This is a genomic window from Cohaesibacter gelatinilyticus (assembly GCF_900215605.1).
GTDB classification, from domain to species: domain Bacteria; phylum Pseudomonadota; class Alphaproteobacteria; order Rhizobiales; family Cohaesibacteraceae; genus Cohaesibacter; species Cohaesibacter gelatinilyticus.
This window is the reverse complement of the sequence record NZ_OBEL01000002.1, coordinates 210,214-231,801: the sequence shown is the minus strand read 5'-3', so window position 1 is coordinate 231,801 and position 21,588 is coordinate 210,214. Positions and strand designations below refer to the sequence as shown.

19 protein-coding genes are annotated in these 21,588 nt (G+C 51.4%); 8 read left to right on the top strand and 11 right to left on the bottom strand.

The annotated features are described in order from the left end of the window. The first annotated feature begins 236 nt into the window (after positions 1–236). On the top strand, positions 237–1,235 hold the full coding sequence (locus CRO57_RS11110) for a threonine/serine dehydratase family protein (RefSeq protein ID WP_097153519.1): 999 nt from the start codon (positions 237–239) through the stop codon (positions 1,233–1,235). Positions 1,236–1,259: 24 nt separating this feature from the next. Here the strand turns inward: CRO57_RS11110 and pdxR are convergent, their stop codons facing one another. Continuing rightward, positions 1,260–2,657, bottom strand: a complete 1,398-nt coding sequence (gene pdxR / locus CRO57_RS11105; RefSeq protein WP_097153518.1) for a MocR-like pyridoxine biosynthesis transcription factor PdxR — start codon at positions 2,655–2,657, stop codon at positions 1,260–1,262. A 92-nt stretch (positions 2,658–2,749) separates the two neighbouring features. On the opposite strand from pdxR, the gene CRO57_RS11100 reads away from it, so the two are divergent. Beyond that, a complete protein-coding gene (locus CRO57_RS11100) occupies positions 2,750–3,469 on the top strand; it encodes a GNAT family N-acetyltransferase (protein WP_097154041.1) in 720 nt (239 codons plus the stop codon). A gap of 135 nt (positions 3,470–3,604) precedes the next feature. On the opposite strand, the gene CRO57_RS11095 is transcribed toward CRO57_RS11100, so the two are convergent. Next, positions 3,605–4,348 (bottom strand): metallophosphoesterase family protein, encoded by a 744-nt coding sequence (locus tag CRO57_RS11095; protein WP_097153517.1) that lies wholly within the window; start codon positions 4,346–4,348, stop codon positions 3,605–3,607. A 166-nt stretch (positions 4,349–4,514) separates the two neighbouring features. Between CRO57_RS11095 and CRO57_RS11090 the strand changes: the two genes are divergently transcribed. After that, entirely contained in the window at positions 4,515–5,132 is a 618-nt protein-coding gene (locus tag CRO57_RS11090; RefSeq protein ID WP_097153516.1) for a LysE family translocator, read from the top strand. A gap of 27 nt (positions 5,133–5,159) precedes the next feature. On the opposite strand, the gene CRO57_RS11085 is transcribed toward CRO57_RS11090, so the two are convergent. After that, positions 5,160–6,053 (bottom strand): DMT family transporter, encoded by an 894-nt coding sequence (locus tag CRO57_RS11085; protein WP_097153515.1) that lies wholly within the window; start codon positions 6,051–6,053, stop codon positions 5,160–5,162. Positions 6,054–6,178: 125 nt separating this feature from the next. Here CRO57_RS11085 and CRO57_RS11080 point away from each other — a divergent pair, with 125 nt between their 5' ends. Beyond that, entirely contained in the window at positions 6,179–7,021 is an 843-nt protein-coding gene (locus CRO57_RS11080) for a helix-turn-helix transcriptional regulator (RefSeq protein ID WP_097153514.1), read from the top strand. 128 nt (positions 7,022–7,149) lie between these two features. Here the strand turns inward: CRO57_RS11080 and gcvA are convergent, their stop codons facing one another. Beyond that, on the bottom strand, positions 7,150–8,040 hold the full coding sequence (gene gcvA, locus CRO57_RS11075; RefSeq protein WP_097153513.1) for a transcriptional regulator GcvA: 891 nt from the start codon (positions 8,038–8,040) through the stop codon (positions 7,150–7,152). Between the two features lie 123 nt (positions 8,041–8,163). Here gcvA and CRO57_RS11070 point away from each other — a divergent pair, with 123 nt between their 5' ends. Continuing rightward, the gene (locus CRO57_RS11070; protein ID WP_097154040.1) at positions 8,164–8,871 is read left to right on the top strand and encodes an SDR family oxidoreductase; all 708 of its coding nucleotides are present in this window, start codon (positions 8,164–8,166) and stop codon (positions 8,869–8,871) included. Between the two features lie 21 nt (positions 8,872–8,892). Here the strand turns inward: CRO57_RS11070 and CRO57_RS11065 are convergent, their stop codons facing one another. Together CRO57_RS11065 and bla are read right to left on the bottom strand one after the other, a co-directional pair. Then, positions 8,893–10,071, bottom strand: coding sequence for an aminotransferase class V-fold PLP-dependent enzyme (locus CRO57_RS11065; protein WP_097153512.1), 1,179 nt, complete (start codon positions 10,069–10,071; stop codon positions 8,893–8,895). Between the two features lie 195 nt (positions 10,072–10,266). Continuing rightward, positions 10,267–11,151: a class A beta-lactamase gene (bla, locus tag CRO57_RS11060; protein WP_210200846.1), complete on the bottom strand. Its 885-nt coding sequence runs from the start codon at positions 11,149–11,151 to the stop codon at positions 10,267–10,269. A 109-nt stretch (positions 11,152–11,260) separates the two neighbouring features. Between bla and CRO57_RS11055 the strand changes: the two genes are divergently transcribed. Together CRO57_RS11055 and CRO57_RS11050 are read left to right on the top strand one after the other, a co-directional pair. After that, complete coding sequence (locus CRO57_RS11055; protein WP_097153510.1) at positions 11,261–12,142, top strand: LysR family transcriptional regulator; 882 nt, start codon at positions 11,261–11,263, stop codon at positions 12,140–12,142. 214 nt (positions 12,143–12,356) lie between these two features. Beyond that, positions 12,357–12,809: a MarR family winged helix-turn-helix transcriptional regulator gene (locus tag CRO57_RS11050; RefSeq protein WP_097153509.1), complete on the top strand. Its 453-nt coding sequence runs from the start codon at positions 12,357–12,359 to the stop codon at positions 12,807–12,809. A gap of 205 nt (positions 12,810–13,014) precedes the next feature. Here the strand turns inward: CRO57_RS11050 and CRO57_RS25285 are convergent, their stop codons facing one another. Both CRO57_RS25285 and CRO57_RS11040 read right to left on the bottom strand, forming a co-directional pair. Then, the gene (locus CRO57_RS25285; RefSeq protein WP_097153508.1) at positions 13,015–14,160 is read right to left on the bottom strand and encodes a ferredoxin--NADP reductase; all 1,146 of its coding nucleotides are present in this window, start codon (positions 14,158–14,160) and stop codon (positions 13,015–13,017) included. 103 nt (positions 14,161–14,263) lie between these two features. Continuing rightward, positions 14,264–14,626, bottom strand: a complete 363-nt coding sequence (locus CRO57_RS11040; RefSeq protein WP_210200845.1) for an antibiotic biosynthesis monooxygenase family protein — start codon at positions 14,624–14,626, stop codon at positions 14,264–14,266. Positions 14,627–14,873: 247 nt separating this feature from the next. On the opposite strand from CRO57_RS11040, the gene CRO57_RS11035 reads away from it, so the two are divergent. Then, on the top strand, positions 14,874–15,305 hold the full coding sequence (locus tag CRO57_RS11035) for a MarR family winged helix-turn-helix transcriptional regulator (protein WP_097153507.1): 432 nt from the start codon (positions 14,874–14,876) through the stop codon (positions 15,303–15,305). A gap of 249 nt (positions 15,306–15,554) precedes the next feature. On the opposite strand, the gene CRO57_RS11030 is transcribed toward CRO57_RS11035, so the two are convergent. The 3 genes from CRO57_RS11030 to CRO57_RS11020 all read right to left on the bottom strand — a co-directional run bounded on the left by CRO57_RS11030 (position 15,555) and on the right by CRO57_RS11020 (position 21,099). Beyond that, positions 15,555–17,300, bottom strand: a complete 1,746-nt coding sequence (locus CRO57_RS11030; RefSeq protein ID WP_097153506.1) for an OFA family MFS transporter — start codon at positions 17,298–17,300, stop codon at positions 15,555–15,557. 366 nt (positions 17,301–17,666) lie between these two features. Beyond that, complete coding sequence (locus CRO57_RS11025) at positions 17,667–19,712, bottom strand: sensor histidine kinase (protein WP_097153505.1); 2,046 nt, start codon at positions 19,710–19,712, stop codon at positions 17,667–17,669. Further along, a complete protein-coding gene (locus CRO57_RS11020) occupies positions 19,705–21,099 on the bottom strand; it encodes a sigma-54-dependent transcriptional regulator (RefSeq protein ID WP_097153504.1) in 1,395 nt (464 codons plus the stop codon). The genes CRO57_RS11025 and CRO57_RS11020 overlap by 8 nt, the downstream gene beginning before the upstream one ends. Between the last annotated feature and the right edge of the window lie 489 nt (positions 21,100–21,588).

The following is a 21,588-nucleotide window of genomic DNA, read 5'->3' as shown; positions in this document are numbered from 1 at the left end:
CCATTGCTCACCGTCCTTAGCCCGCTTTTTTTACAGTTCTGTGACGGTTTTGGATGGTGTTGGATAGAGTGAAAATGGCTGAAATCAGGCGTTAATCAGGAGTGTTGTGTGTAAGCTGGGAGGATGATCAAAAGACGTGAACGAAGGGTGTTGTTGTCATGTTCCTGTCGTCTTGGTATGGCAAGGATCATAGATCCTTGACCGCATGAATTGCCTTGAGAAATTGTTACAAAATCATGACAAACCCAGTTGCTCCAAGCCCGCATGTGATTGATCTGGCCGATGTGCAAAAAGCCAATGGTATTCTGCGATCTTTGGTCACTCATACACCGCTTCTTGAAAATAAAATTCTGAATGAGCGGCTCGGCGGACGCCTTCTGGTCAAGGCAGAGTGTTTGCAGCAGACCGGTGCCTTCAAAATTCGTGGGGCCTATTGGCGCATTTATAATATGTCGGTAGAGGAGCGTAAGCGTGGTGTGATCAGCTATTCGTCTGGTAATCATGCACTGGGTGTGGCACGTGCGGCAAAACTCCTTGGCAGTCATGCACTGATTGTGATGCCGGAGGATGCACCATGTGCCAAAATGCAGGCGGTGAGGGATTTGGGGGCAGAGATTGTCACGTATAATCGTGATCGCGACCATTATGATGAAGTGGTGGCGCATCTCGAGCAGCAGACCGGTCGTCTTCATGTGCCGCCCAGTGCCCATCCGCAGGTGTTGGCGGGGTCTGGAACTGTAGCGCTTGAGCTTTTCGAGCAGGTAAAGGAACGGGGTGTGCAGCTTGACGCCATTCTCACTCCGTGCGGAGGCGGAGGTCTTGCGGCCTCTACTGCTATCGTTGCCAAAGCTTTGTCACCTGACAGCGATGTTTATGCGGTGGAGCCGGAATTGTTTGATGATACAAGACGCTCGCTCGGAGCTGGAGTGCGCCTTGCCAATCCCAAAGGTCGGCGCACCATCTGTGATGCTATCATGACCCCAATGCCCAATGCGGTGACCTTCCCAATCAATCTGGATCTGTTATCTGGCGGGCTGGTTGTCAGCGATGATGAAGTCCGTGCCGCCATGCGCTTTGCTTTCGAGCATTACAAGATCATCACCGAACCCGGTGCTGCGGTCGGTATTGCGGCTGTCCTTTCTGGCCGTATCGATATCAAGGACAAGATGATCGCAACCGTGGTGACAGGTGGCAATATCGATGTGGAGCGGTTCTTGGGGCTGGTGGCGGTATAGGGTTTTCGTTTTTACAAAAGATTGTTAGCTGAAGCAGGATCTGAGGGCTGTCAGAGCGGGTTTCATTTCTTCCCGGGTATAGGCGCAGAAGCCAAGGATCAGTCCGTTGTGATTGGATCTATCGGACGAGAAGGATGACAATGTTTGCAGGCGAAACCCCCTCTGTTGCATTTGGCGGGAGATGTTGCTGTCATGATAATGATCATTCAGGTGCAAGACGATCAGCGTGCCTGCTTGATGATCTATGAATGAACCGATATCTGAAAAATCTTTTCGCAGTTGAGCAAGCAGAAAAGCACGTCGTTCGGCATAGATACGGCGCATGCGTCTTAGATGACGATAGAATTCTCCCGACGTCATGAAATCTGCCAAAGCTTGCTGAGGTAGCAGGCTGGCTCTGGCACCGAAAGATCGAAAGGAGGCATGAAAGCGATCCAGCAGGTTTTCCGGTATAATCAGATATCCCAGCCGTAGGGAACGTGAGAAGAGTTTGGCAAAGCTGCCGGCATAAAGAGTATGATTCAGCTGGTCGAAGCCTGCCAGTGCCGGGATTGGCCGCCCTGCATAGCGGAACTCGCTGTCAAAATCATCCTCCAGAATCCAGGCCTTTTGCTTGTTCGCCCATTGAATGAATTCGAGCCGCCGGTTCGGTGACATGGCTCCACCCAATGGATATTGATGGGATGGGGTGACAAAAACAAGCCGGGGATTGATAAGTTCATCTGGTATTCTTGTTCCGTGTTCATCGATATCCAGATAGGTGAGAGTAAGATCCTGGACTTTTGCGAATTGCCGGACCCTCGGGTAGCCCGGGTCTTCCAGACCAATTTTGTCGCCTCTGTTCAGAAGAGTGCGTAGACATAACTCCACTGCATCTGTCGCGCCTGCTGTTATGATGATCTGGTGCGGAGAAGCTTGTATGCCGCGCCATTCCGACACATGATTTGCAACAGCTTTACGCAGGTTGAAATTTCCAAAGACCGGGCCTTCCTCGAACATGGCTTGCGGGTTGGTGCGGCATGATCTTGCCAGTGTCTTGGCCCATTGCCGATAGGGGAACAGGCGCATGTCTGGTTGTCCTGCTTCAAAGGGAATGGGTGAGTGGGGCTTGTCTGCTTCTGCAATTGTGGCTGGGGGTTCGATGTGCGATGCCAATTCCACATTGCCGCTGGTCCATATGTGATAGCCTGATCGTGCCCGGCTACGCAGATATCCCTCTGCGACCAGCTGCTCATACGCGGTCACAATCGTGGACCGTGATACACCCAACTCCGTCGCAAATTCACGAGTTGGCGGAAGCTTGGCTCCTTCTGCAAGCTCACCTGAGTTTGCCCGTGTCCTGATTGCCAGACATATTTGCTCAAAGACAGGTATTTTCGAGGCGCGATCAATCGAAAAGCCAAGCCATGTGGTTTCGGTCATTCTGGTATGCTCTTTTTTCTTATTTTTGGATATTAATGCCAATCCAATATTGTGACAAGCTTGCCTTGTTTTTTCTAAAAAAGGTCTCTCTCATGACATACACAATCAATCAGCATGGGCAGCCTGTCGGCATTGCATTACCAGACTGGATAGGTGCAGGGCATCCGGGCCACTCCTCCATGACGGGATGTTATGCGCAGTTGGTTGCCATTGATCCGCAGATCCATTGCAAGGATCTGTTCGAAGCCTATCGTGAAGATGTATCTGGCAAGATCTGGACCTATAACTCCCTCGAACCATTCCAAACAGAGGAAGGCCTTGCTGACTGGATGAAGACAGCGCAAGGGGTTGATGCTCAGCCTTATTTTGTCATTCTTGATCGGGAAACAGGTAAAGCGTCGGGTATCGCCAGCTTCATGCGTATTCGGCCTGAGCTTGGTGTGATCGAAATTGGTGGCATTACCTTTGCCCCACGTCTTCAACGCACTCGTGTTGCCACAGAGGCGATCTATCTGATGATGCGCCGAGCTATTGAAGAATTGGGTTATCGCCGTGTCGAATGGAAATGTGATGCCCTGAATGCGCCATCGCGTGCAGCAGCGGAGCGGTTCGGTTTCTCTTATGAAGGCCTGTTTGAGCAAGCGATGGTTTATAAAGGACGTAGCCGTGATACAGCTTGGTATTCCTTGCTGGACAAAGACTGGGGCGCGGTTGAACAAGGCTTTAAGGTGTGGCTGGATCCAGATAATTTTGATGAAGCTGGACAGCAGCTCCAAAAACTGGCTGATCTGATTGCCACAGCACGGGCATGATAGGTGATGAAAAGCAAATAGAAACCAATAGCGAGAAAAGACTGTTCTTTGAAAATCTCCGTGCAGCTTTCCTCATCATAGGGTCACGAGACAGTTGATTGGAGGAGGTCTGAATATCTGTTGTTCTATAGGCTGCTATTCCGTGACCCAGCCGGTTTTTACGGCGCGAGCCCAGTCTGGCCGGTCATTCTCTTTGGCCATTTCAACCATGCGTGTTGTGTCGTACGGGACCGAGCGGAAGGTGATGAGCCATTCCGTGCCGGACTTTTCTGCTATGGCATAGGAGGCATTGGGATTGCCGGTCTGCATTTCGTGATAGACCGGATAATCAGACTCATAGCCTGGGGAGCCGACACTGCCGGGATTGAGAACAAGTCGCCCATCACTCAGGCGTATCAGGCGTGGTTTATGGGTATGACCGCATAGAATGAGGCTGGCCTCTATCCCTTCGGCCTTTTGCTCGATCTCTTGCAGGCTTGCGGAGCTGATGGAGCCATCGTCATCGATGTGCTCAAGCCAATAATCCAGATCATTCTGTGGTGTTGCGTGGCACAGAAAGACCTCATCATGGACAAGCATGGTTGCCGGCAGTGTGCGCAGCCAATCCAGATGGTGCGGTTTCAACTGATCATAGGCCACCTTGTCCGAGGGGCTCATGTCTGACGGGTTCTGTTCGACCAGCCATCTGTCATGATTGCCCTGAATGGAGGGGAAGTTGAGCGGGATCAGCATTTCGGCGGTCTTATGGGCGTCCAAAGGTCCGCTCATATGATCGCCCAGATTGACAGCTTCTGATATACCCAGATCATCCATATCTGAGAGTACCGCTTCCAATGCTGCTGAATTACCGTGAATGTCGGCGAGAATGGCAAATTTCATGGACCGATGGTGCCAAAGATTGATTATGGTTTCAATCTCCAATTCAGATAAGCTTTGAACGATAGATGGTTGCAGCGTGGTTTTTGCTCGACAGGGGAAGGATCATTTGGTTTGATCGCGGGTCTGATGGCAGGATACTGCGGTTGATTTTATCAAGGCTGGCAGAATGATTTTTGATTGGGACTTTTTTATTTTTGTCGGGGCGCTGTCCGTTGCTGCCTTTGCGCCGGGGCCGGGTCTGGCAGCGATCGTTGCCACTGTTCTGGCGCGCGGTGCCAAACGGGCCGTCTGGTTCTGTGTTGGCATGATCATCGGGGATCTGACATGGTTGATCCTGTCCCTCAGCGGCCTTGCCGTGATCGCCCAGAAAATTCCGATTGTGTTTCTCGCCATCAAATGGGGTGGTGTCGCCTATCTTTGTTATCTGGCCTTCAAGATCTGGCGCTCGGAGCCTGATGCACCGGCCAGTGTGGCACATCCGCAGCAGCGGAATATTCCAGGACGTGTTCTGGCTGGATATGCTGTCACCATGGGCAATCCAAAAGCCATGCTATTCTATCTGGCCTTGCTGCCGAGCATAGTGAAGGCGGATCATATTTCCATTGCCTTGACGCTGTCGCTTGGTCTGGCTGTGATTATGGTTCTGTCTGTGGTCTTTGCCATTTATGTAATTGCGGCAAACAAAGCTCGCCAAATGATGACCAGCGGCCGTGCCGTGAGGACTTTCAACCGCATCACAGCCACAGCGTTGGGAGGTGCTGCGGCCTGGATTGCGTTCCGATAAGCAGTGTTGTTCCATCTCACTTGTTGTTCAATGTCTTGCCAATGCTCGCATACCAGTCAGCTTTGGTTTTGCAAACATCACGATGTTGCCCATCAACACCAGAAAAACACCTGCTATGGCTGTACCGGTCCATTGATAGCCCTCAAAAAAGGTGGATATGACCAAGGCAACGGCGGGGAAGATCACCGTGGCATATCCTGCCTGTGCAGAGCCGATACGCGCAACAAGCAGCAGATAGGTGGTGAAACCAATGACCGAGGCGAAGATAGCCAGATAGAGCAGGGCCGCGAGATAGGTGAAATCGGTGGGCAGAATGAAAGGCTGTTGCGTGGTCATGATCAAGGTCCAGAGAATACAGGCGCCAATGGCCATGCCCCAGGCATTGGCGATCATGGGCGGGGTGCCTGTGGCGGTGTTCTGGCGTGATGCCATATTGCCCCAGGAGAAGAATAGAGTGCCAAGGGTCATCCAGCCAATGCCTTTCAGGCTATCCGGGTTGAAGGAGACAGCAAGGCTGTCCCAGAATAACAGCCCTACACCACAGACCCCGATGAGTCCGGCAATGAATATTCGAATAGAGATCCTTTCACCGAAAAAGATGCGGGCATTGATGGCATTGAAGATGGAGGCAAGCGAGAAAATGACCGAGAGCAACCCGGACGGGATCAGTGCGGCGGCATTATAGAAGGCCATGAAATTCATGCTGAACAGGCAGATTCCCTGCAATGCCACAAAGCGCCATTGGCGGGGCAGTGCAAGGCGTCTGGTCAGGCCCAGCCAGAGCAGGAGCAATAATGCCGCCAGCAGGATGCGGTAGAAAATCGAGACACTGACGGGAACAGGTCCGATTTGCAAGGCGATGCCGATCCAGCTTGTGCCCCAGATCAGGACCGTGACAAAAAATAGAAATGCGTTGCTCATGATAGCCTCCGTCGCAGAGGCCTATCATTCCGACCCATGTCTGTTTTGCATGATCTTGCTGTTTTCTCTTGTCCTGACGGTTTGAGTGCTTTCGCTGTTCGCTGGCGATCTGTTAGAATGGGGGCATGTGCTATACCGTCTCAGATTATCTGGATCAGTCTCCCAACGCCCATGCCCGGGCTCGTCTGGCTCTTGGAGCCGGGCGCACCGTGACCATATGGGAGAATGATGATGCCCGGATCCTCTATGATAAGCCGATCGGCCATACCTTCAGCCTTTATTTGAGAGGTGGTACAGGTACAAAGAGACTGGATGCGGGCGGTGTGAGTGGATGGCCGGGCGCCATTTGTGTCTTGCCCGAAGGACAGATATCTGATTGGGAAATTACTTCGCCTTTCCGGTTTCTGCATCTCGTTTTGCCGGATGAGCCGTTGCGTGCGAGCTTTTCTCGCATACATGATCGTGATGCCAGATATTTTGATCTGGCAGAGGTCATGTATGATGATGCCCCAACCATGATGGGGCCACTTGTGCGATTGGTTGAGGCCGCGAAGACCAGTAATGTTCTTTTGGCAGATAGTGCCATTGCAGAGCTGATCCATCAGTTGCCCGATCAACCCGTTATCTTGAAAGGTGGGCTTTCAACCCGTCAATTGAGGCAGGTGGATGAATGGATTGAAGCAAATCTTGCTTCTTCCATTCGACTGGCAGATCTGGCTGCTCAAACGGATTTGTCAGAGTTTCATTTTCATCGCATGTTTCGTACCTCGCGGGGCACATCTCCACATAAATGGGTTCTGATGCGCAGACTGGAGGCTGCCAAACGGCAACTGGCAGGCTGTGATAGCCTCGCATCCATCGCTACCAATTGTGGCTTTTCCTGCCAAAGTCATTTCACGCGCCTGTTCAAGGCTGATATCGGCACGACCCCTGCAAAATATCGCGTTGCGATGAGGTCTGACGGATAACGCAATCCTGGCGCATCGGGAGTTATGCTCAAATCCTGATAGATCTTGGGAGCCCAAGCATTGCGGGATTGTTTCAATGTAGGGTTCAATGCTGCAAGCAAGGGGACTGTGTTATAGTTGCTGTCGAGCTACTGGATGTTCATCTCCTGAGCCTGTTTGATCAGCCAGTCTCGGACGCAAGTGACAAGGGTGGGGTTTCTTGGTTCTCGCGGAGCGACAACATAAAAAGCTGCATGGGTGCTTTGGGAGAAGGCAAAAGGTTGGCAGAGGCGGTTTTCGCGCAGATCATCCATTACCAGAGCCCGGTTTGTCAGCGCCACACCTTGCCGGGCAATGGCAGCATCGATGGCCAGAGATGTGAGGCTAAAATTAGTCGTCTTGGTGTTCTGGAGCTGCTTATCGCCAAGGGCAGCTTGAAGAAAGATGGGCCAGTGACCGTGGGCGTCTTCGAGCAGGACATGATGGGCCAGATCTTCGGGGGAGTGGATGGCATTCTCTCCTTTGGCAAGATCGGGATGGCACACGGCTATTATCTCGGAGTCGAATAGATTATCTGCAACCAGGCCGGGGCCGAAAGGTGACTGTCCTTGGCGAATGGCAATGTCCACACCATCTGTCTGGAAATTGGCAGGGGTGTTTGATGCATCCAGACGCATGCGAATGTCAGGATAATCTTCGGAGAACTGACCCAATCTGGGCACCAGCCATCTGGTGGCAAAGGATGGGGTCGTGCTGATGGTAACCACCACATCTTTGGGTGTGAGGGTTTCTGTTGCCTCGGCAATCATGTCAAATGCACGGCGGATTGGCGGTAGATAACGACGCCCGTCATCGGTCAGGGACAGCCCTCGTGCATGGCGATGAAAGAGCTTCATGTTCAATATTTTCTCCAATGATCGAACATGCTGTGCCACGGCGCCATGGGTTACATTCAGCTCTTCTGCGGCCAATCTGAAATTCAGATGCCGACCAGAGGCTTCAAACGCCTTGAGAGAATTAAGTGGTGGCATGGAGCGCATGGAATTATCCGATCAGACTGTAGAATTTCTCCAGGATTAACGCAGAATATCTGATTGGTCAAAAGTTTCAATTGGCTCCATGCTGATGGCGAGATGACAATCACAGAGTTCATGGAGATAAAAATGGCTGAGAAGAAAGTGGCAATCATCACGGCAGGTGGTAGCGGTATGGGGGCCGATTCTGCGCGGCGTTTGGCGGCTGATGGTTTTGATGTGGCCATTCTGTCGTCATCTGGTAAAGGAGAAGCCTTGGCCAGGGAGTTGGGCGGCATTGGCATGACCGGATCCAATAAATCCAATGAAGATTTACAGAAGCTGGTTGATGCCACGATGGAAAAATGGGGCCGGGTAGATGTGCTGGTCAATTCCGCCGGGCATGGGCCTCGTGCGCCCATTCTCGAAATCAGCGATGAAGACTGGCATGAAGGCATGGAGGTTTATTTCCTCAATGCCGTACGTACGACCCGGCTGGTTGCTCCCATCATGATCGAGCAAAAATCCGGTGCCATCATCAATATCTCCACTTTTGCCGCCTTTGAGCCGGACCCTGTTTTCCCGACCTCCGGGGTCATGCGGGCCGGTCTGGCAGCCTATACGAAATTGTTCTCCGACAAATATGCGGCCGATAATGTGCGAATGAACAATGTGCTGCCGGGCTTCATTGACAGCCTGCCGGAAAATCCGGACTGGAAAGCTCGCATTCCGATGGAGCGCTATGGGCAATCCTATGGTGAGATTGCAGCCACGGTTGCATTCCTTGCGTCCGACGGTGCCGGCTATATCACGGGTCAGAATATCCGGGTTGATGGCGGCATAACACGCGCGGTGTGATCTGCCGCTAAGCCCAGCCGTCTATAATAGTTTGCCAAGCCTTGCCACGGCTCGTTCAATCTCGTCTTCGCTATTGTAATAATGCGGGGCGATGCGGAGCATGGTGGGGAGGTTTCGCCGTTCGGAATCCAGGCGAGTGCTGGAGGCCTGGGATGCGCCGATGGCGAAGCCTGATTTCGCCATTTGCTGGACGATCTGGCGTGGGTCTTTGTCGGCAATGGAAAAACTGACAATGCCGCATTTGTCTTGGCCGAGATCCTTCAAATTGACTGTCGGCAGATCGGAAAGGAGTGTTCTGGCTTTATCAGCCAGCAGGGTGACACGGTTCTCGATCAGATCGATGCCGATCTGGTCGGCATAATCCATGGCAACACCCAGGCCGGCGCGCAAGGCATAGGAATTCTCCCATGTTTCGAACCGTCTGGCATCTTCGCGTAGTTCATAGTGATCTCGCGCCACCCAGGGAGCGCCGAAATGATCGATCATGGCTGGTTCAAGTGAGCTGAGCCAGCTTTCCTTGACATAGAGAAAACCAGTGCCTCTTGGCCCGCGCAGGAATTTACGCCCTGTGGCAGAGAGAAAATCACAACCCAATTCGGCCACATCAATGCGTTTTTGCCCTGCGGCCTGACAGGCATCCAGCAAATAGGGTACGCCGTGGGCATTTGCGATCTTGCCAACGTCTGCAGCGGGGTTGACCAAGCCGCCATTGGTCGGAATCCAGGTGATGGCGATCAGTCCGACATCCTCATCCATCATAGTCTGCAAGGCATCCAGATCCAGCGCGCCGCTTGCGTCGGACGGGATCACGTCGATGGTCAGATTGTCCCGCTTGGCTCTTTGCAGGAAGGCAACATAATTGGCGGCATATTCCGCTTCGCATGTCAGAATGCGAGAGCCGAGTTTCAGGGGAAGGGCATAGAATGCATGACACCAGGCAACGGTGGCATTTTCCATCAGGGCGATTTCAGTGGTTTTAGCGCCCAGATGACGGGCAACGGAATGATAAACCCGGTCGAGCTTGTCGACCTCTTTTGCATGGGCCTCATAGCCACCGATCTGTGCTTCCAGTTGTGTGTGCTCGACAATCGCATTGACCACACATTGCGGCATCAGTGCCGAGCCGCAGGCCAGCAGATGAGCCGAGGTCCCAACACCGGGTGTATCCTTGCGTATCTTTTCGAGATCAATCTGCCGCATGCTTTCTCTCCCTGACCGAATTGATTGTCGACACTGTGACTGCTTCGCGCGGGTGTGGCAATATGGGAGCGAGCAAGCTGTGGGGAGGTGGCGTATGGATTGGAAGGCTCTGGTTTGAGCCTTCCCGGTTTTGCATCCTTTTGTTCAGGTCGGTGCTTGCTTGAAAAATAGTTCAGCCTTTCAGGAGCCGCTGTGTCAACGAGCCTGGATCTCGGTGATCATGGCGCGGCCAATGTCCGAGATTACCTTGTTGCGCATTGGGAAATCTGCTTTGTTTTCCGTCATATAGATTGCGGCCAAATAACGTTTGCCGTCCGGTTTTTCAATGAAGGCAATGATGCCACGTGTGCCGTAACCGCCTGCTCCAGTCTTGTCTCCGATTGTCCAGCCTTTTGGAAGATGCGCACGGATGAGAGCATCCGCCACCTTGTCGTCAATCATCCATTGACGCAGTTGCCGCGAGGATTTTTGTTTCAGCACATTGCCAAAGGCCAGTTTTTCCAGGGAGCCAAGAATGGCCCGTGGTGTTGTGGTGTCGCGGGCATCGCCTGGCTTTCCTTCGTTCAGCTCTGTTTCCCAGCGATCCAGACGTGTGGTCGTGTCCCCCATCTTACGCAGGAATTTTGTCAGTCCTTTTGGCCCATCAATACGCTTCAGCAAAAGATTGGCGGCGGTGTTGTCACTGATGGTGATGGTTGCTTCGCAAAGCTCGCTTACACTCATGCCGTCTTTGACACGCTTCTTGGTCACCGGCGAATAACTGACCAGATCCTTTCTTGTGAATGTGATCTTGTTTGACAGGTTCTCTTCGTTGGCATCAACACGCGCCAGAACAGCACCACATAACAGGCTCTTGAAGGTGCTCGACATTGGAAAACGCTCATCGGCACGATGAGCGATGGACCAATCGGATTCCATCTCGCTTAACAATACACCGATGCGTGCATTCAGATGCTTCTCCCAAGATGAAATTGTCCTGTTTAACTCTTGTGCGATGGCGCTGCCTTGAGAGCTGAGGCCCATGGTCAAACTTACCAATATAGTGCAGAACAGATTTTTTGTGGTTAGTCGTTTTGTCATTTTACCAGCCGTAGTTATATGAGAATTTATCATCCTTTTTCAAAATACGGCTTACAATTGATGCTTCAAGCGACTAATATTTGAACTTTCTATTAGAAAAACTAATGCTATGGATCGTCCTGATATTCCTCTTAACGCCTTGCGTACATTCGAGACTGCCGCCCGGCAGGGCAGTTTTACCAGTGCTGCGATTGAGCTGCGGGTGACACAGGCGGCCGTAAGCCATCAGATTTTGCGTCTGGAAGAATTGCTGGGCGTTCGCCTGTTTCATCGTTCTCGAACTGGTTTGTCACTTACGTCCGAGGCTGAAGCCCTTTTGCCTGATTTAACGGCGAGTTTGGATCGAATTGGCGGGTTGCTGGACCGGCTTCAGGATGGGCGGTATGTGGAGGTGCTCAATATTGGTGTGGTGACCACATTTGCTGCAGGTTGGCTGTTGCCCCTTTTATCCGACTTTGAAGAAAAGCACCCTTCCATCAAGGTCAAGATCTTCACCAATAACAATCGGGTCGATATTGCTCGAGAAGGCTTGGATGCTGCCATCAAATTTGGCTCCGGACATTGGCCAGGACTTGAAGCAACCCAGCTTATGACCACACCCTTCGCGCCTCTTTGTGCTCCGGATCTGGCTCTGGGTCTTGAACGACCTGTCGATCTTATGGGGCAGGTCTTGTTCAGGTCCTATATGGCGGAGGAATGGTCACGATGGTTCAAATCATGTGGGCTTACTGCACCCGAGAATGATGGACCGGTTCTGGATTCTTCAATTGCCATGGCCAATCTTGCTGCCAGTGGGCTGGGGGTCGCCTTGTTGCCGGTGCGCATGTTTGCTGCGCAAGTCGCGGCTGATTTGTTGAGAAGGCCCTTTGATCAGGAGGTGGTTCTTGGAAGTTATTGGTATACCTGCCTCAACTCCAAGGAAGAGACCACAGCGTCCAGATTGTTCCGGACCTGGATGCAGGACAGCATATCCGATCAGGACCGGGGTTAGTGCCTCTTGTTTCCCGGCATTTTCGGTGTGTTCTGGTGTGGTTTTCTGTCCAGCGTTACCAAACAAAGGTGGCATTGTGAGATAATCCTTCGGGGCGCCTTTGTTTGTGATTCAGGTGCTATCAACATGGCACTGAGACAAAAGAGCTGATTGCAGAAGCGGAATAGGTGGCTTATATTTACATAGCCTGCTATTTAAAAGAATTGAGCATCTGATGCCATTTTCGCGACATACCTCTCCCGGTTATCTCATAAATCATCTCGCACGATTGTTTGTGAGTGCCTTGCAAAAGGAAATCAAACCTCTGGGTTTGTCGACAGGTGTCTTTCCCATCATGGTGCATCTTTGGGAGAGGGATGGTTTGTCCCAGAAGGAATTGGTGGAGCAGGTGGGTATCGAGCAGGCGACCATGGCGAACACGTTGATGCGGATGGAACGTGATGGTCTTGTCATGCGGCGTCGAGATAGTAGCGATGGACGTATGCAGCATATCTGGTTGACAGTGCATGGTCGCAATTTGCGCGAACCAGCCTTGACGAAGGCAATGCAGCAAAATGCTTCGGTATTGGTGGGCTTGAGCCAGCAGGAGCAGCGGCAGATTGTTTTTCTGATGTCCAAGGCCATCCGGTCGATAGAGTCAGGGTGTGAGATTGAACATAGAGTTTGAAAGATGGCAACCTGTTCAATGAAATCGGCGCGAGTTTTACCCCGCGCCGGTTTTGTTTGATGACAGTTGGCGTCTAATTCTGCTCATTAGAGCGTGTTCCCGAAAAGTTGAAGCACTTTTCGGATAAGAATTCGCTTTGGATCAAAGGGTTAAAGCACTACTCACGATTCAATGATTGTGAGAAGTGCTTTAATGGGTTCTGGGCCTAATAACCACTGAACTCCTCGGTGTGGATGTCCTGTTCTGCCACGCCTTGTTTTTCCAGCAGTGTGCGCATGGACATGACCATGGCTGGTGAACCGACCAGATAATAGATTGGGGCATGTATATCGTCGAGATGATGGTTGAGCATTTCTGCATCAATGCGTCCTGTTTCGCCCTGCCAGTCTGTCATGGTTTCATCGCTTATTGTCGCAACCAATTTGAAATTGGAATTGGTCTTATCCATCCGGGCTAATTCGTCCAGGAAAACCGCATCCTTGGCTGTTCGACTGGAATAGAAGAGTGAGATCTTCTGGTTGGGTGTGTGGCGCGTCGCGTGGCGAGACATGGCAAGGAAGGGGGTGATGCCAATGCCGCCAGCCAGAAAGACCACGGGACGATCAATCGTCTTTGGCAAGGTCATGATCCCTTGTGGATCGCTCACCTTCACTTCTGCGCCAATGGGCAGCTCTGCAAGGGCTTGTTTGAAGGCCGATGTGCTAAGTCGGGTTGCGAATGTCAGGTCGGTGTCATGAGGAGCTGAGGCAATGGTGAGGCTGCGGGCGGTTCCCTCGCGATCTGTATGGCATGGATTGATCAAGGTTAGGCGCGTCCATTGCCCCGCGTCATGTTGGAAACCTTTTGGTTTGGCAAAATGAAGCACCATTGAGCCATTATTTATCAACTCGCGGCTGATCAATTTGGCCTTGTTGTTTTTGCCAATCTTGCCAGTCATGCGCAATCCGTCGCGAATATTCAGGCCCATGAGGGTCAGGTTGGTTCCACCTGCGAGTAGTTCGATGGCCTGTAGCCCGTAAAACCAGGTATCAAAAGCACCAGATGCTGCCTTGTCAGCAAGAATGAAGGCCATGGGCAACAGAATCAGCAAGCCATTGGCTGCGATGATTGGCATGCGCTTTTTTTTGGTGCTGGCCAATATGTCGGTACGCTTGCCCCCCAGGGCCATTCCAGACCCACCCACGATGATCATTGCAGGGATCAGAATGATCATGCCTCGCAGGATCATGGCTTTGACATTTGCGATGGTCTCATAGGAACCAAACAGTTCTGAAAAGACGGTAGAAGTCCAGAATGTCAGGATCATCAGAAAGCCTATGCCACCGGCAATGGCATGTATGCGCGTTTTCATGGGAATTGGTCCTTGAATATTGAATGTCTTATCATTTTGCTGCGGCTCAAATGCCTCGGAACACCTTAAGGGGATCTGGTCTTTTCGAGGTGCAGTCGCTTTATCAGTCTGTCAGGATGACCTGATAAAGGCCGGGTGTGAATTTTAGGCCTTTTACTGGCTTGATACCGGATGTTTCGCGCATGGCTTTTGATGCTGCCTGAAAGGCTTCGGCACTTTCCCATTTGGCAATATTGATCAGTTGGAATTTTGCGTCCGACCCGATGGATTTGTGCAGGGCAGTCGAGATATAGCCAGGTTGTGTTTGAAGGAAATCGCGGGACTGAACCCACATGTCCACGGCAGCCTCATATTGACCTTGTGGGACTTCGAAAACATTGATCAGCGTGATGTCCTTCGCCGATGAAGCAAAGGACATTGTGCCGGAAAGGCATAAAGCTGCGGTGGCTGTCATCAAGGGCTTCATTGTCTCTTCTCCTATTTAAATAGCAAGCTATGTTTATTGATTTGCTTTCGCATCCATTTGATGTGTGTCGTAGATTTATATAGCATACTATATTTATTTTGTATAGTCAGCTATTGAAAAATGTTCAACATCGAAATGAGAGGTGATGGTGCGCCTTACAGGCTCTGATTTGAAGAGTCCGGGAAGGACTTGTGCAAGCTTTTGTTCGGGTCATTGTATTCCTTGCGCTATGTTTCTACTGTGAGACATGAGCTTTGATCACAATTCCTCCGCCGGTTATCTCGTCAATCACATGGCGCGTCTGTTCTTTGAAGAATTGCGCAAACGTATCGAGCCGTTGGGCATCGTGCCTGGGCAGTTTCCTGCTCTTTTGGCGTTGTGGCAAAAAGATGGCCAAACTCAGAAGGAATTGGTGGAGGCCCTTGATGTCGAGCAAGCGACAATGGCCAATACGCTCAACAGAATGGAACGGGATGGGCTTATTATCCGCAAGGATCATCCTACTGACGGCCGCGCAAAAATCATCTGTCTGACAGACAAGGCACAAAGTGTGCGTGATGATGCTTATGCTTATGCCAATTCCGTCAATGACATCGCTCTGGCAGACTTTACCCCGGAAGAACGAGAGATGTTCATGCATTTCATGAGGCGCACCATCCGTGCTCTGAAAGCTGGCTAAAAGCAGGCGGTCGAAAGCGGTGCGGGTGAGGTGATCGGGATCTTCTGAAACTGGCTTTGATCTTCTTGGGTGGGGCGAGCGTGCATTTGAATTGTTCCCTTGATGCGCTGGTTGCAAAAGCGAAACAATTGCTGCATCCAGTTCGTAGATGACCGGATAGTGTGATCGAATTCCTGGTGGGATGAGATGCTTGGATAAGAAGGGGCCGGAGCGAGGTGATATCTTGCGCTCCGGCCCCTCGGTTGTTCCCTATTCTGCTGGTGCTTCTGCTTTATGGGTTATCTCGACGTGATGATGGTCACGCACGGCACTCACGAACAGGTTTGCGAAAAATGCAATTACCAGCAAGGCAGCCATGGCATACATCGTCGTATTATACAGGCTGGGTGTTGGATCCACCGTGCCAGCAGGCGCAATTTCCATAAGCTTTGCGATGGTTACGGATTTGGCCGTGACCAATTCGGAGAGCTGAGACAGAGGGGCTCCAAATTTTGCTTCAAAGTCTGCGGGGCTGACCTTGGCGGCGATGTCCCTGATGGCGTCCTGTAAAGACAGATTTCGCAGATATGTGATTGCAAAGGGTCCAAGGACACCTGCTGTTGCCCATGCCGTCAGGAGACGTCCATGTATGCCACCGACATGCATCGTTCCGAACACGTCTGCCAGATAGGCCGGAATGGTAGCGAACCCGCCGCCATACATTGTGAAGATGATCATCGTAGCGGCGTAGAACATCACCAGCCATGTTATCGACGGATCTGCGCTCACTGCCGATGCGGTGAATGGAATGGACAGATACAGCAGCGTGCCAAGCACAAAGAAACAATGATAGGTGTTTTTCCGCCCGATGAAATCGGACATCGAAGCCCAGAAGAACCGGCCACACATATTGAAGACCGATATCATCAAGACATATGTGCCTGCAAATGTTGCGGTTACGACGCCGGGCAGGGTGGTGCCGAAAATTTCGCCCATCATCGTTTTTGCAACACCGATTACGCCAATGCCGGCGGTCACATTGAAGCAAAGCACGATCCAGAGTAGCCAGAATTGTGGTGTTTTAAGCGCCTGGTCGATATGAACGTTATTGCTTGTAATCATGCGTTTTGCAGATTCAGCTTTTGCCGGAGGTGTCCAACCTTCCGGTTTCCAGTCTTTTGCTGGAACGCGATAGCAGAAAGCAGCTATCATCATCACACTGAAATAAACGATGCCCAAGGTCAGAAACGTTGCGGCAGCGCCGGTGTTCCCTGTTCCGACAACATAGACGCCAGCATCCCCTGGAACCGCCATTTTTGCGGCTTCTGCTGCACTGGCGATGACCACCTCGACCTTGCCGGTCGCGGTTTGTGCAAAGCGACGACCGCCTTCAGTGATGATGCTCAAAGAGCCTTCGGTGCCAAGATAGGTCGGTGCGGTGGAGAAGGTTTTCAATAGAAAGGCAATGAGGGGAGCGCCGATCATGGCGCCGCCTCCAAAGCCCATGATGGCCATTCCCGTTGCCATTCCGCGCCGGTCCGGGAACCAGCGAATGAGGGTGGAGACCGGTGAAACATATCCAAGCCCGAGGCCGCATCCTCCCAGTACGCCATAGCCCAGATATACCAACCAGAGTTGGTGGGAGAGAATGCCAAAGGAACCAAGGATGAAGCCACCACCCCAAAGGAAGGCTGATGTTACGCCGACACAACGAGGGCCGACATCTTCGAGCCATTTACCGGCAATGGCTGCGGCCAGCCCAAGAAAGACGATGGCGACTGAGAAGATCCAGACAACATTACTGAGGCTCCAGTCGTCAGCTGCACTGGTGACGACGCCCAGTTCCTTGACCAGTGCCGGATTGAAAACACTCCAGGCGTAAACTGAACCGATGCATAGATGGATTGCGATTGATGCAGGTGGTACCAGCCACCTGTTATAACCGGGTTTGGCGACAATGTTTTCTTTCATCAAGAAAGAAAACATGCCGTTCTGAGATGAATTGGAATCGGCCATTTTTAAAAATGCCCCCCTAGATTGCTTATATTGATTATTGTTCTGTTTGAACGGTGCCACGGTTGACGTTATGGGACACGTCAACTGTTGCTGTTCTTTTTTGTTTCATAAAGAAATGGGTCGTCCGGTCATATGCCGGATGGTCGTCGTTTCCTCCTGGTCCTGGCGTTGGCAAAAGCCAAAACGCTCTTTTGTTATGACCATTTGGTCAGCAAGACCTGTGCCAAAAGAGGAGGTGTCTAAAAATCAATGAGTTATGGGGATTTGGAAAATCAGAAGGGACAAAATGTCCAGTTTGACCAAACTTCGGGAGGGCGATATGGATAAATTGTCCAGATAGCAGGGGAGAGCGAACCGGTTCTGTTGTCAGTCAGCTTCAGGTATCCAGACAAAGAAAGTTGTTCCCTGACCTTGAGTGCTTTTGGCTGAGATATGTCCACCATAACGGCTGAGAAGCGTTTGGCTGATTGAAAGGCCAAGGCCGGTCCCTTCCTCTCGTTTTGTTGTAAAGAAGGGGTCGAATGCTTTCTTCAAAATTTCCGGGGACATGCCGCCTCCCGTATCTGTTACCTCAATTATCAGTCCGGGAATCTTGTCCTTGAGTTGATCATAGGTTCGCAGTGTCAATGTGCCACCATCAGGCATTGCATGAATGGCGTTGACAATGAGATTGATCAATATCTGCTGTAACTCGGTGCGGCTCATCAAGACAAGGCATTGCGTGCCTTCGTCCCTGATGATCTCTATTTCGGCTTTGCCCAGCAGATGCTGAACCAACAACAAGCAGTCGGTCAGAACATCGTCCGGCGCATGCCGATCAACGAATCCGGCAAACTCGTCCGGCCGCGCAAATTGAAGCAGTTTATTGACAATCAGATTGATGCAATGGATTTGCTCGTCAATCAGGCGGAATTCGGTCTGGTTTTCCCTGATCTTAGATCCCAGTGCTTCTCGGATAACATCGAGATTTCCCTGAATAACAGCGATGGGATTGTTTATTTCGTGAGCGACGCCTGCTGTGATTTCTCCTATTGCAGCCAATTTTTCTGACATGACGAGTTGTTGCGTGGTGGCTTCCAGCCGTTGATTGGCTTCTTTCAGTTCTCGTGTGCGTTCTTCCACGCGCGTGTTCAGTTCTGATGCCCAGTCGCGAAGATCGCGATCACGTTCCTGTAGTTGCTCCAAAAGCGTATCCAGGTGATGTGCGACTTTTCCGATTTCATCGCCGCTGTTCACCGGGCCTGTCCGTGCGCCCAGATTTCCCTGTTCCACCCGTGAGATTGTGAGTGCCATTCGCTCCAGAGGTTTGAATATATTCCGTGCCCAGCGCAGGAAGATCGGGACCGAGATGGCAGCGACCAGCAGAAATGCCACGGCAATTGCGATCAGGGATGTATATTTGGCGGCCTTAAACGGGGCTTCGAGGAAGCCGACATAGAGCATGCCGACCCGTTTGCCGTAACTGTCCACGATTGGCTCATAGGCAGATATGTACCAGTCGTTCACAACAAAGGCTCGATCCAGCCACACCCGTCCCTCGTCCAGAACAGTCGACCGTACAATTGCGGAAACGCGTGTGCCCAAGGCGCGTACATTTTCAAACAAGCGGACATTCGTGCTGATACGAATATCTTCCATGAACAAGGTTGCTGTGCCTTGGCTGCCAGCAGGCAGGCTGGCCTGACGGTAGACAAGATCGTTGATGGTATCGATGAATGCGAGGTTCCGATTGAGGAGAATGCCACCAACCAATGCGGCTTTTGTGGTCCCAAATTCCACCGGGGTTGCCGTATGAACCATCATGCCTCTCGTTTCTACCGTGCGATCTGTGGGAATGGCGGCGCGGGTATGTACAAGATCGAGCCGTGCTCGTTGCGCGAGATCAGGTGATAAAGCTGTGAGGTCTTTTGCGCTGAATATGTCGATGGCCGTTGATGGTTGTCCGTTGAGTGCGGATATTATAACCGGCCAGTCATTTGCTGGTCGTTCGGATCTGCGTGATAGAGAAGCCGCGTGGGTAGTTCCTTCAAGATCGACCAGATAGAGAAAATCAAACCCAAGCGCTTTCCTGCTCTCGTTCAGGTATTGGTTGAGATTCAGGTCACTGATCTCCATATTCAGGTTTCGGGAGAATGTTGCTGATGCGCCCAGCGCCTGGATTTTTTCTCCGCTGTTTTCCAGTATGCGGGACAGATATTGATGGGCGATGGTGAGATCACCATTCACTTTGGTAATCAGAAGATTGTCGAATTTGCTGGCCCAGCGCGTTACTGCAACGCCCAGCAGAACAGGCATGACCACCAGCATCGGCAGGAGCGCAATGACCAGAAGGCGAACGCGAACCGAGCGCTCCTTACCAGGCCGTGTGGCTGAAGACTTCGTCAGAGACTGATTGTCCGCAAGTTCAGACATTCCATTGTTCGCATTTGCGGTCGATGGTTTTACGAGAAATTCCAAGGCGACGTGCTGCCTCTGCTCGATTGCCTCCACATGCTTCCAGCACAGATAGGATATGGCGTCGCTCGACCGACTTCAGAGAGTTTTCGTTTGCGCCTGTATCTTCCCCTTCCTCGTTGTCAAACTCAGACGGGAATTCTCCCAAAATCAGCGATCTCTCGATGAGATTTCGTAATTCGCGTACATTTCCTGGCCAGTCATAGTTGGTGAGGCCATGGCGTATGGGAGCTTCAAGCGATAATGCGGGTACACCCAGATCGCGTGAAAGCTTGTGCATGAACATTTCGGCTAATTCTACGACATCGCCTTTGCGCTCGCGTAAGGGCGGCATATCAACGTTCACCACATTCATTCGATAGAAAAGATCCGCTCTGAACTTTCCTTCTTCAACCGCTTTGGCCAAATCAACATTTGTCGCAAAGACAAAACGCACATTGATCGGGATTTCGCGCTCAGATCCCAAGGGGCGGATTTTCTTGTCCTCGATCACTCGCAACAGCTTGCTCTGCATGGGCAAGGGCAATTCTCCAACTTCATCGAGAAAAAGAGTGCCTTCGTTGGCGTAAAGGAATAAACCATCGCGTCGGGTATCTGCACCGGTGAAAGCCCCCTTGAGATGTCCGAACAGCTCGCTCTCGATCATTTCGGAGGGAATGGCTGCACAATTTACCGGAACAAATGGTTTCTCTGCGCGGTCGGAGACGGAATGAAGCATGCGGGCGGCAACTCCTTTCCCGGTTCCTGATTCCCCCGTGATCAGCACGGATGTGGGCATGGGAGCTACGCGGGCGAGGGTTTCCCGAACCTGTTGCAGGGCCGGAGATTGGCCGATAATTCGGCTGCGCTTCAGTGTTTCGTTCGTTTCTGAAAGCAATTCGTGACGAAGCAGAAAATTCTCTTTTTGCAAGTGAAGTCTATCAAGACATCGCGCTACGGCGTTTAGAATCTGATTTGATCGAAACGGTTTCAGTACAAAATCCACCGCCCCCGCCCGCAGCGCTTGTATGGCTGTCTCCAGATCGGCAAAGGCTGTGATCAGGATGGCATCTGCAAAAAAGCCGATGTTGCGCTGCTCGTTGAGCCATTCCACGCCGGATTTGCCGGGCATGATGTTATCCAGAATAACCACATCGAATTGGTTGCTATCCAGATGCCGGGATGCTTCCTCAACGTTACAGGCCTCTACCACCCGACGACACCGGGGGCTCAATGTCTTGACCAGAAAATTTCGCATGCCGGGTTCATCATCGACAATGAGTATGGAGGCTTGAGACAACCAAGGGCCAAATTCCGGGGCGTCACCTTCAGCGTCTTTATCTTTGAATTCTGCGTGAGCCTGCATCACCTTGCCTGTTTTGATCCCGCTGCCAATATCAAGCGCCTGTCATGATCACATTGGCTCAGCTTTCCAGCCGGGTTTTATCCCAAAGTGGTCTGGTCAATTTGAGCAGAGATCATCCAGCCAACTATTGCGAAATTTAGAACTCCCCGATTTGACCAGAGAAGTTTTCAGGGGTGCCGCTGCTTTCAGGCATATCAGTACATTATCGCTATTGCAACTCACTACCAGTTTGCAGATTCATGCAGTCTGTTTGATGTCTTGCATTGCTAGCGATCAAATCGAAAGACGATATCCCGGACCACAATTGGACGCTGATGGTCGAATCTGCGGATAATCAACTCATTATCCCAGCCTATGTCTTTCTTCAAATGCTGCGATAGTTGATTGATATCGGAATGTTTGGTGCGCTGCCCTTTTGTGGAGAGTTTTATTCTACGTAAAAGGTGCTTTATTGTTAGTAAAAACGGGGACATATGAAGCCTCTATGAT

Coding starts and splice junctions, on each gene's coding strand:
- CRO57_RS11040 (WP_210200845.1), bottom strand. CDS start 14,626: ATGAAGCCCTTGATGACAGCCACCGCAGCTTTATGCCTTTCCGGCACA.
- gcvA (WP_097153513.1), bottom strand. CDS start 8,040: ATGCGCTCCATGCCACCACTTAATTCTCTCAAGGCGTTTGAAGCCTCT.
- CRO57_RS11095 (WP_097153517.1), bottom strand. CDS start 4,348: ATGAAATTTGCCATTCTCGCCGACATTCACGGTAATTCAGCAGCATTG.
- pdxR (WP_097153518.1), bottom strand. CDS start 2,657: ATGACCGAAACCACATGGCTTGGCTTTTCGATTGATCGCGCCTCGAAA.
- CRO57_RS11070 (WP_097154040.1), top strand. CDS start 8,164: ATGGCTGAGAAGAAAGTGGCAATCATCACGGCAGGTGGTAGCGGTATG.
- CRO57_RS11035 (WP_097153507.1), top strand. CDS start 14,874: ATGAGCTTTGATCACAATTCCTCCGCCGGTTATCTCGTCAATCACATG.
- CRO57_RS11100 (WP_097154041.1), top strand. CDS start 2,750: ATGACATACACAATCAATCAGCATGGGCAGCCTGTCGGCATTGCATTA.
- CRO57_RS11080 (WP_097153514.1), top strand. CDS start 6,179: ATGTGCTATACCGTCTCAGATTATCTGGATCAGTCTCCCAACGCCCAT.
- CRO57_RS11025 (WP_097153505.1), bottom strand. CDS start 19,712: ATGTCTGAACTTGCGGACAATCAGTCTCTGACGAAGTCTTCAGCCACA.
- CRO57_RS11050 (WP_097153509.1), top strand. CDS start 12,357: ATGCCATTTTCGCGACATACCTCTCCCGGTTATCTCATAAATCATCTC.
- CRO57_RS11020 (WP_097153504.1), bottom strand. CDS start 21,099: ATGCAGGCTCACGCAGAATTCAAAGATAAAGACGCTGAAGGTGACGCC.
- CRO57_RS11055 (WP_097153510.1), top strand. CDS start 11,261: ATGGATCGTCCTGATATTCCTCTTAACGCCTTGCGTACATTCGAGACT.
- bla (WP_210200846.1), bottom strand. CDS start 11,151: ATGACAAAACGACTAACCACAAAAAATCTGTTCTGCACTATATTGGTA.
- CRO57_RS11030 (WP_097153506.1), bottom strand. CDS start 17,300: ATGGCCGATTCCAATTCATCTCAGAACGGCATGTTTTCTTTCTTGATG.
- CRO57_RS11090 (WP_097153516.1), top strand. CDS start 4,515: ATGATTTTTGATTGGGACTTTTTTATTTTTGTCGGGGCGCTGTCCGTT.
- CRO57_RS11110 (WP_097153519.1), top strand. CDS start 237: ATGACAAACCCAGTTGCTCCAAGCCCGCATGTGATTGATCTGGCCGAT.
- CRO57_RS11085 (WP_097153515.1), bottom strand. CDS start 6,053: ATGAGCAACGCATTTCTATTTTTTGTCACGGTCCTGATCTGGGGCACA.
- CRO57_RS11065 (WP_097153512.1), bottom strand. CDS start 10,071: ATGCGGCAGATTGATCTCGAAAAGATACGCAAGGATACACCCGGTGTT.
- CRO57_RS25285 (WP_097153508.1), bottom strand. CDS start 14,160: ATGAAAACGCGCATACATGCCATTGCCGGTGGCATAGGCTTTCTGATG.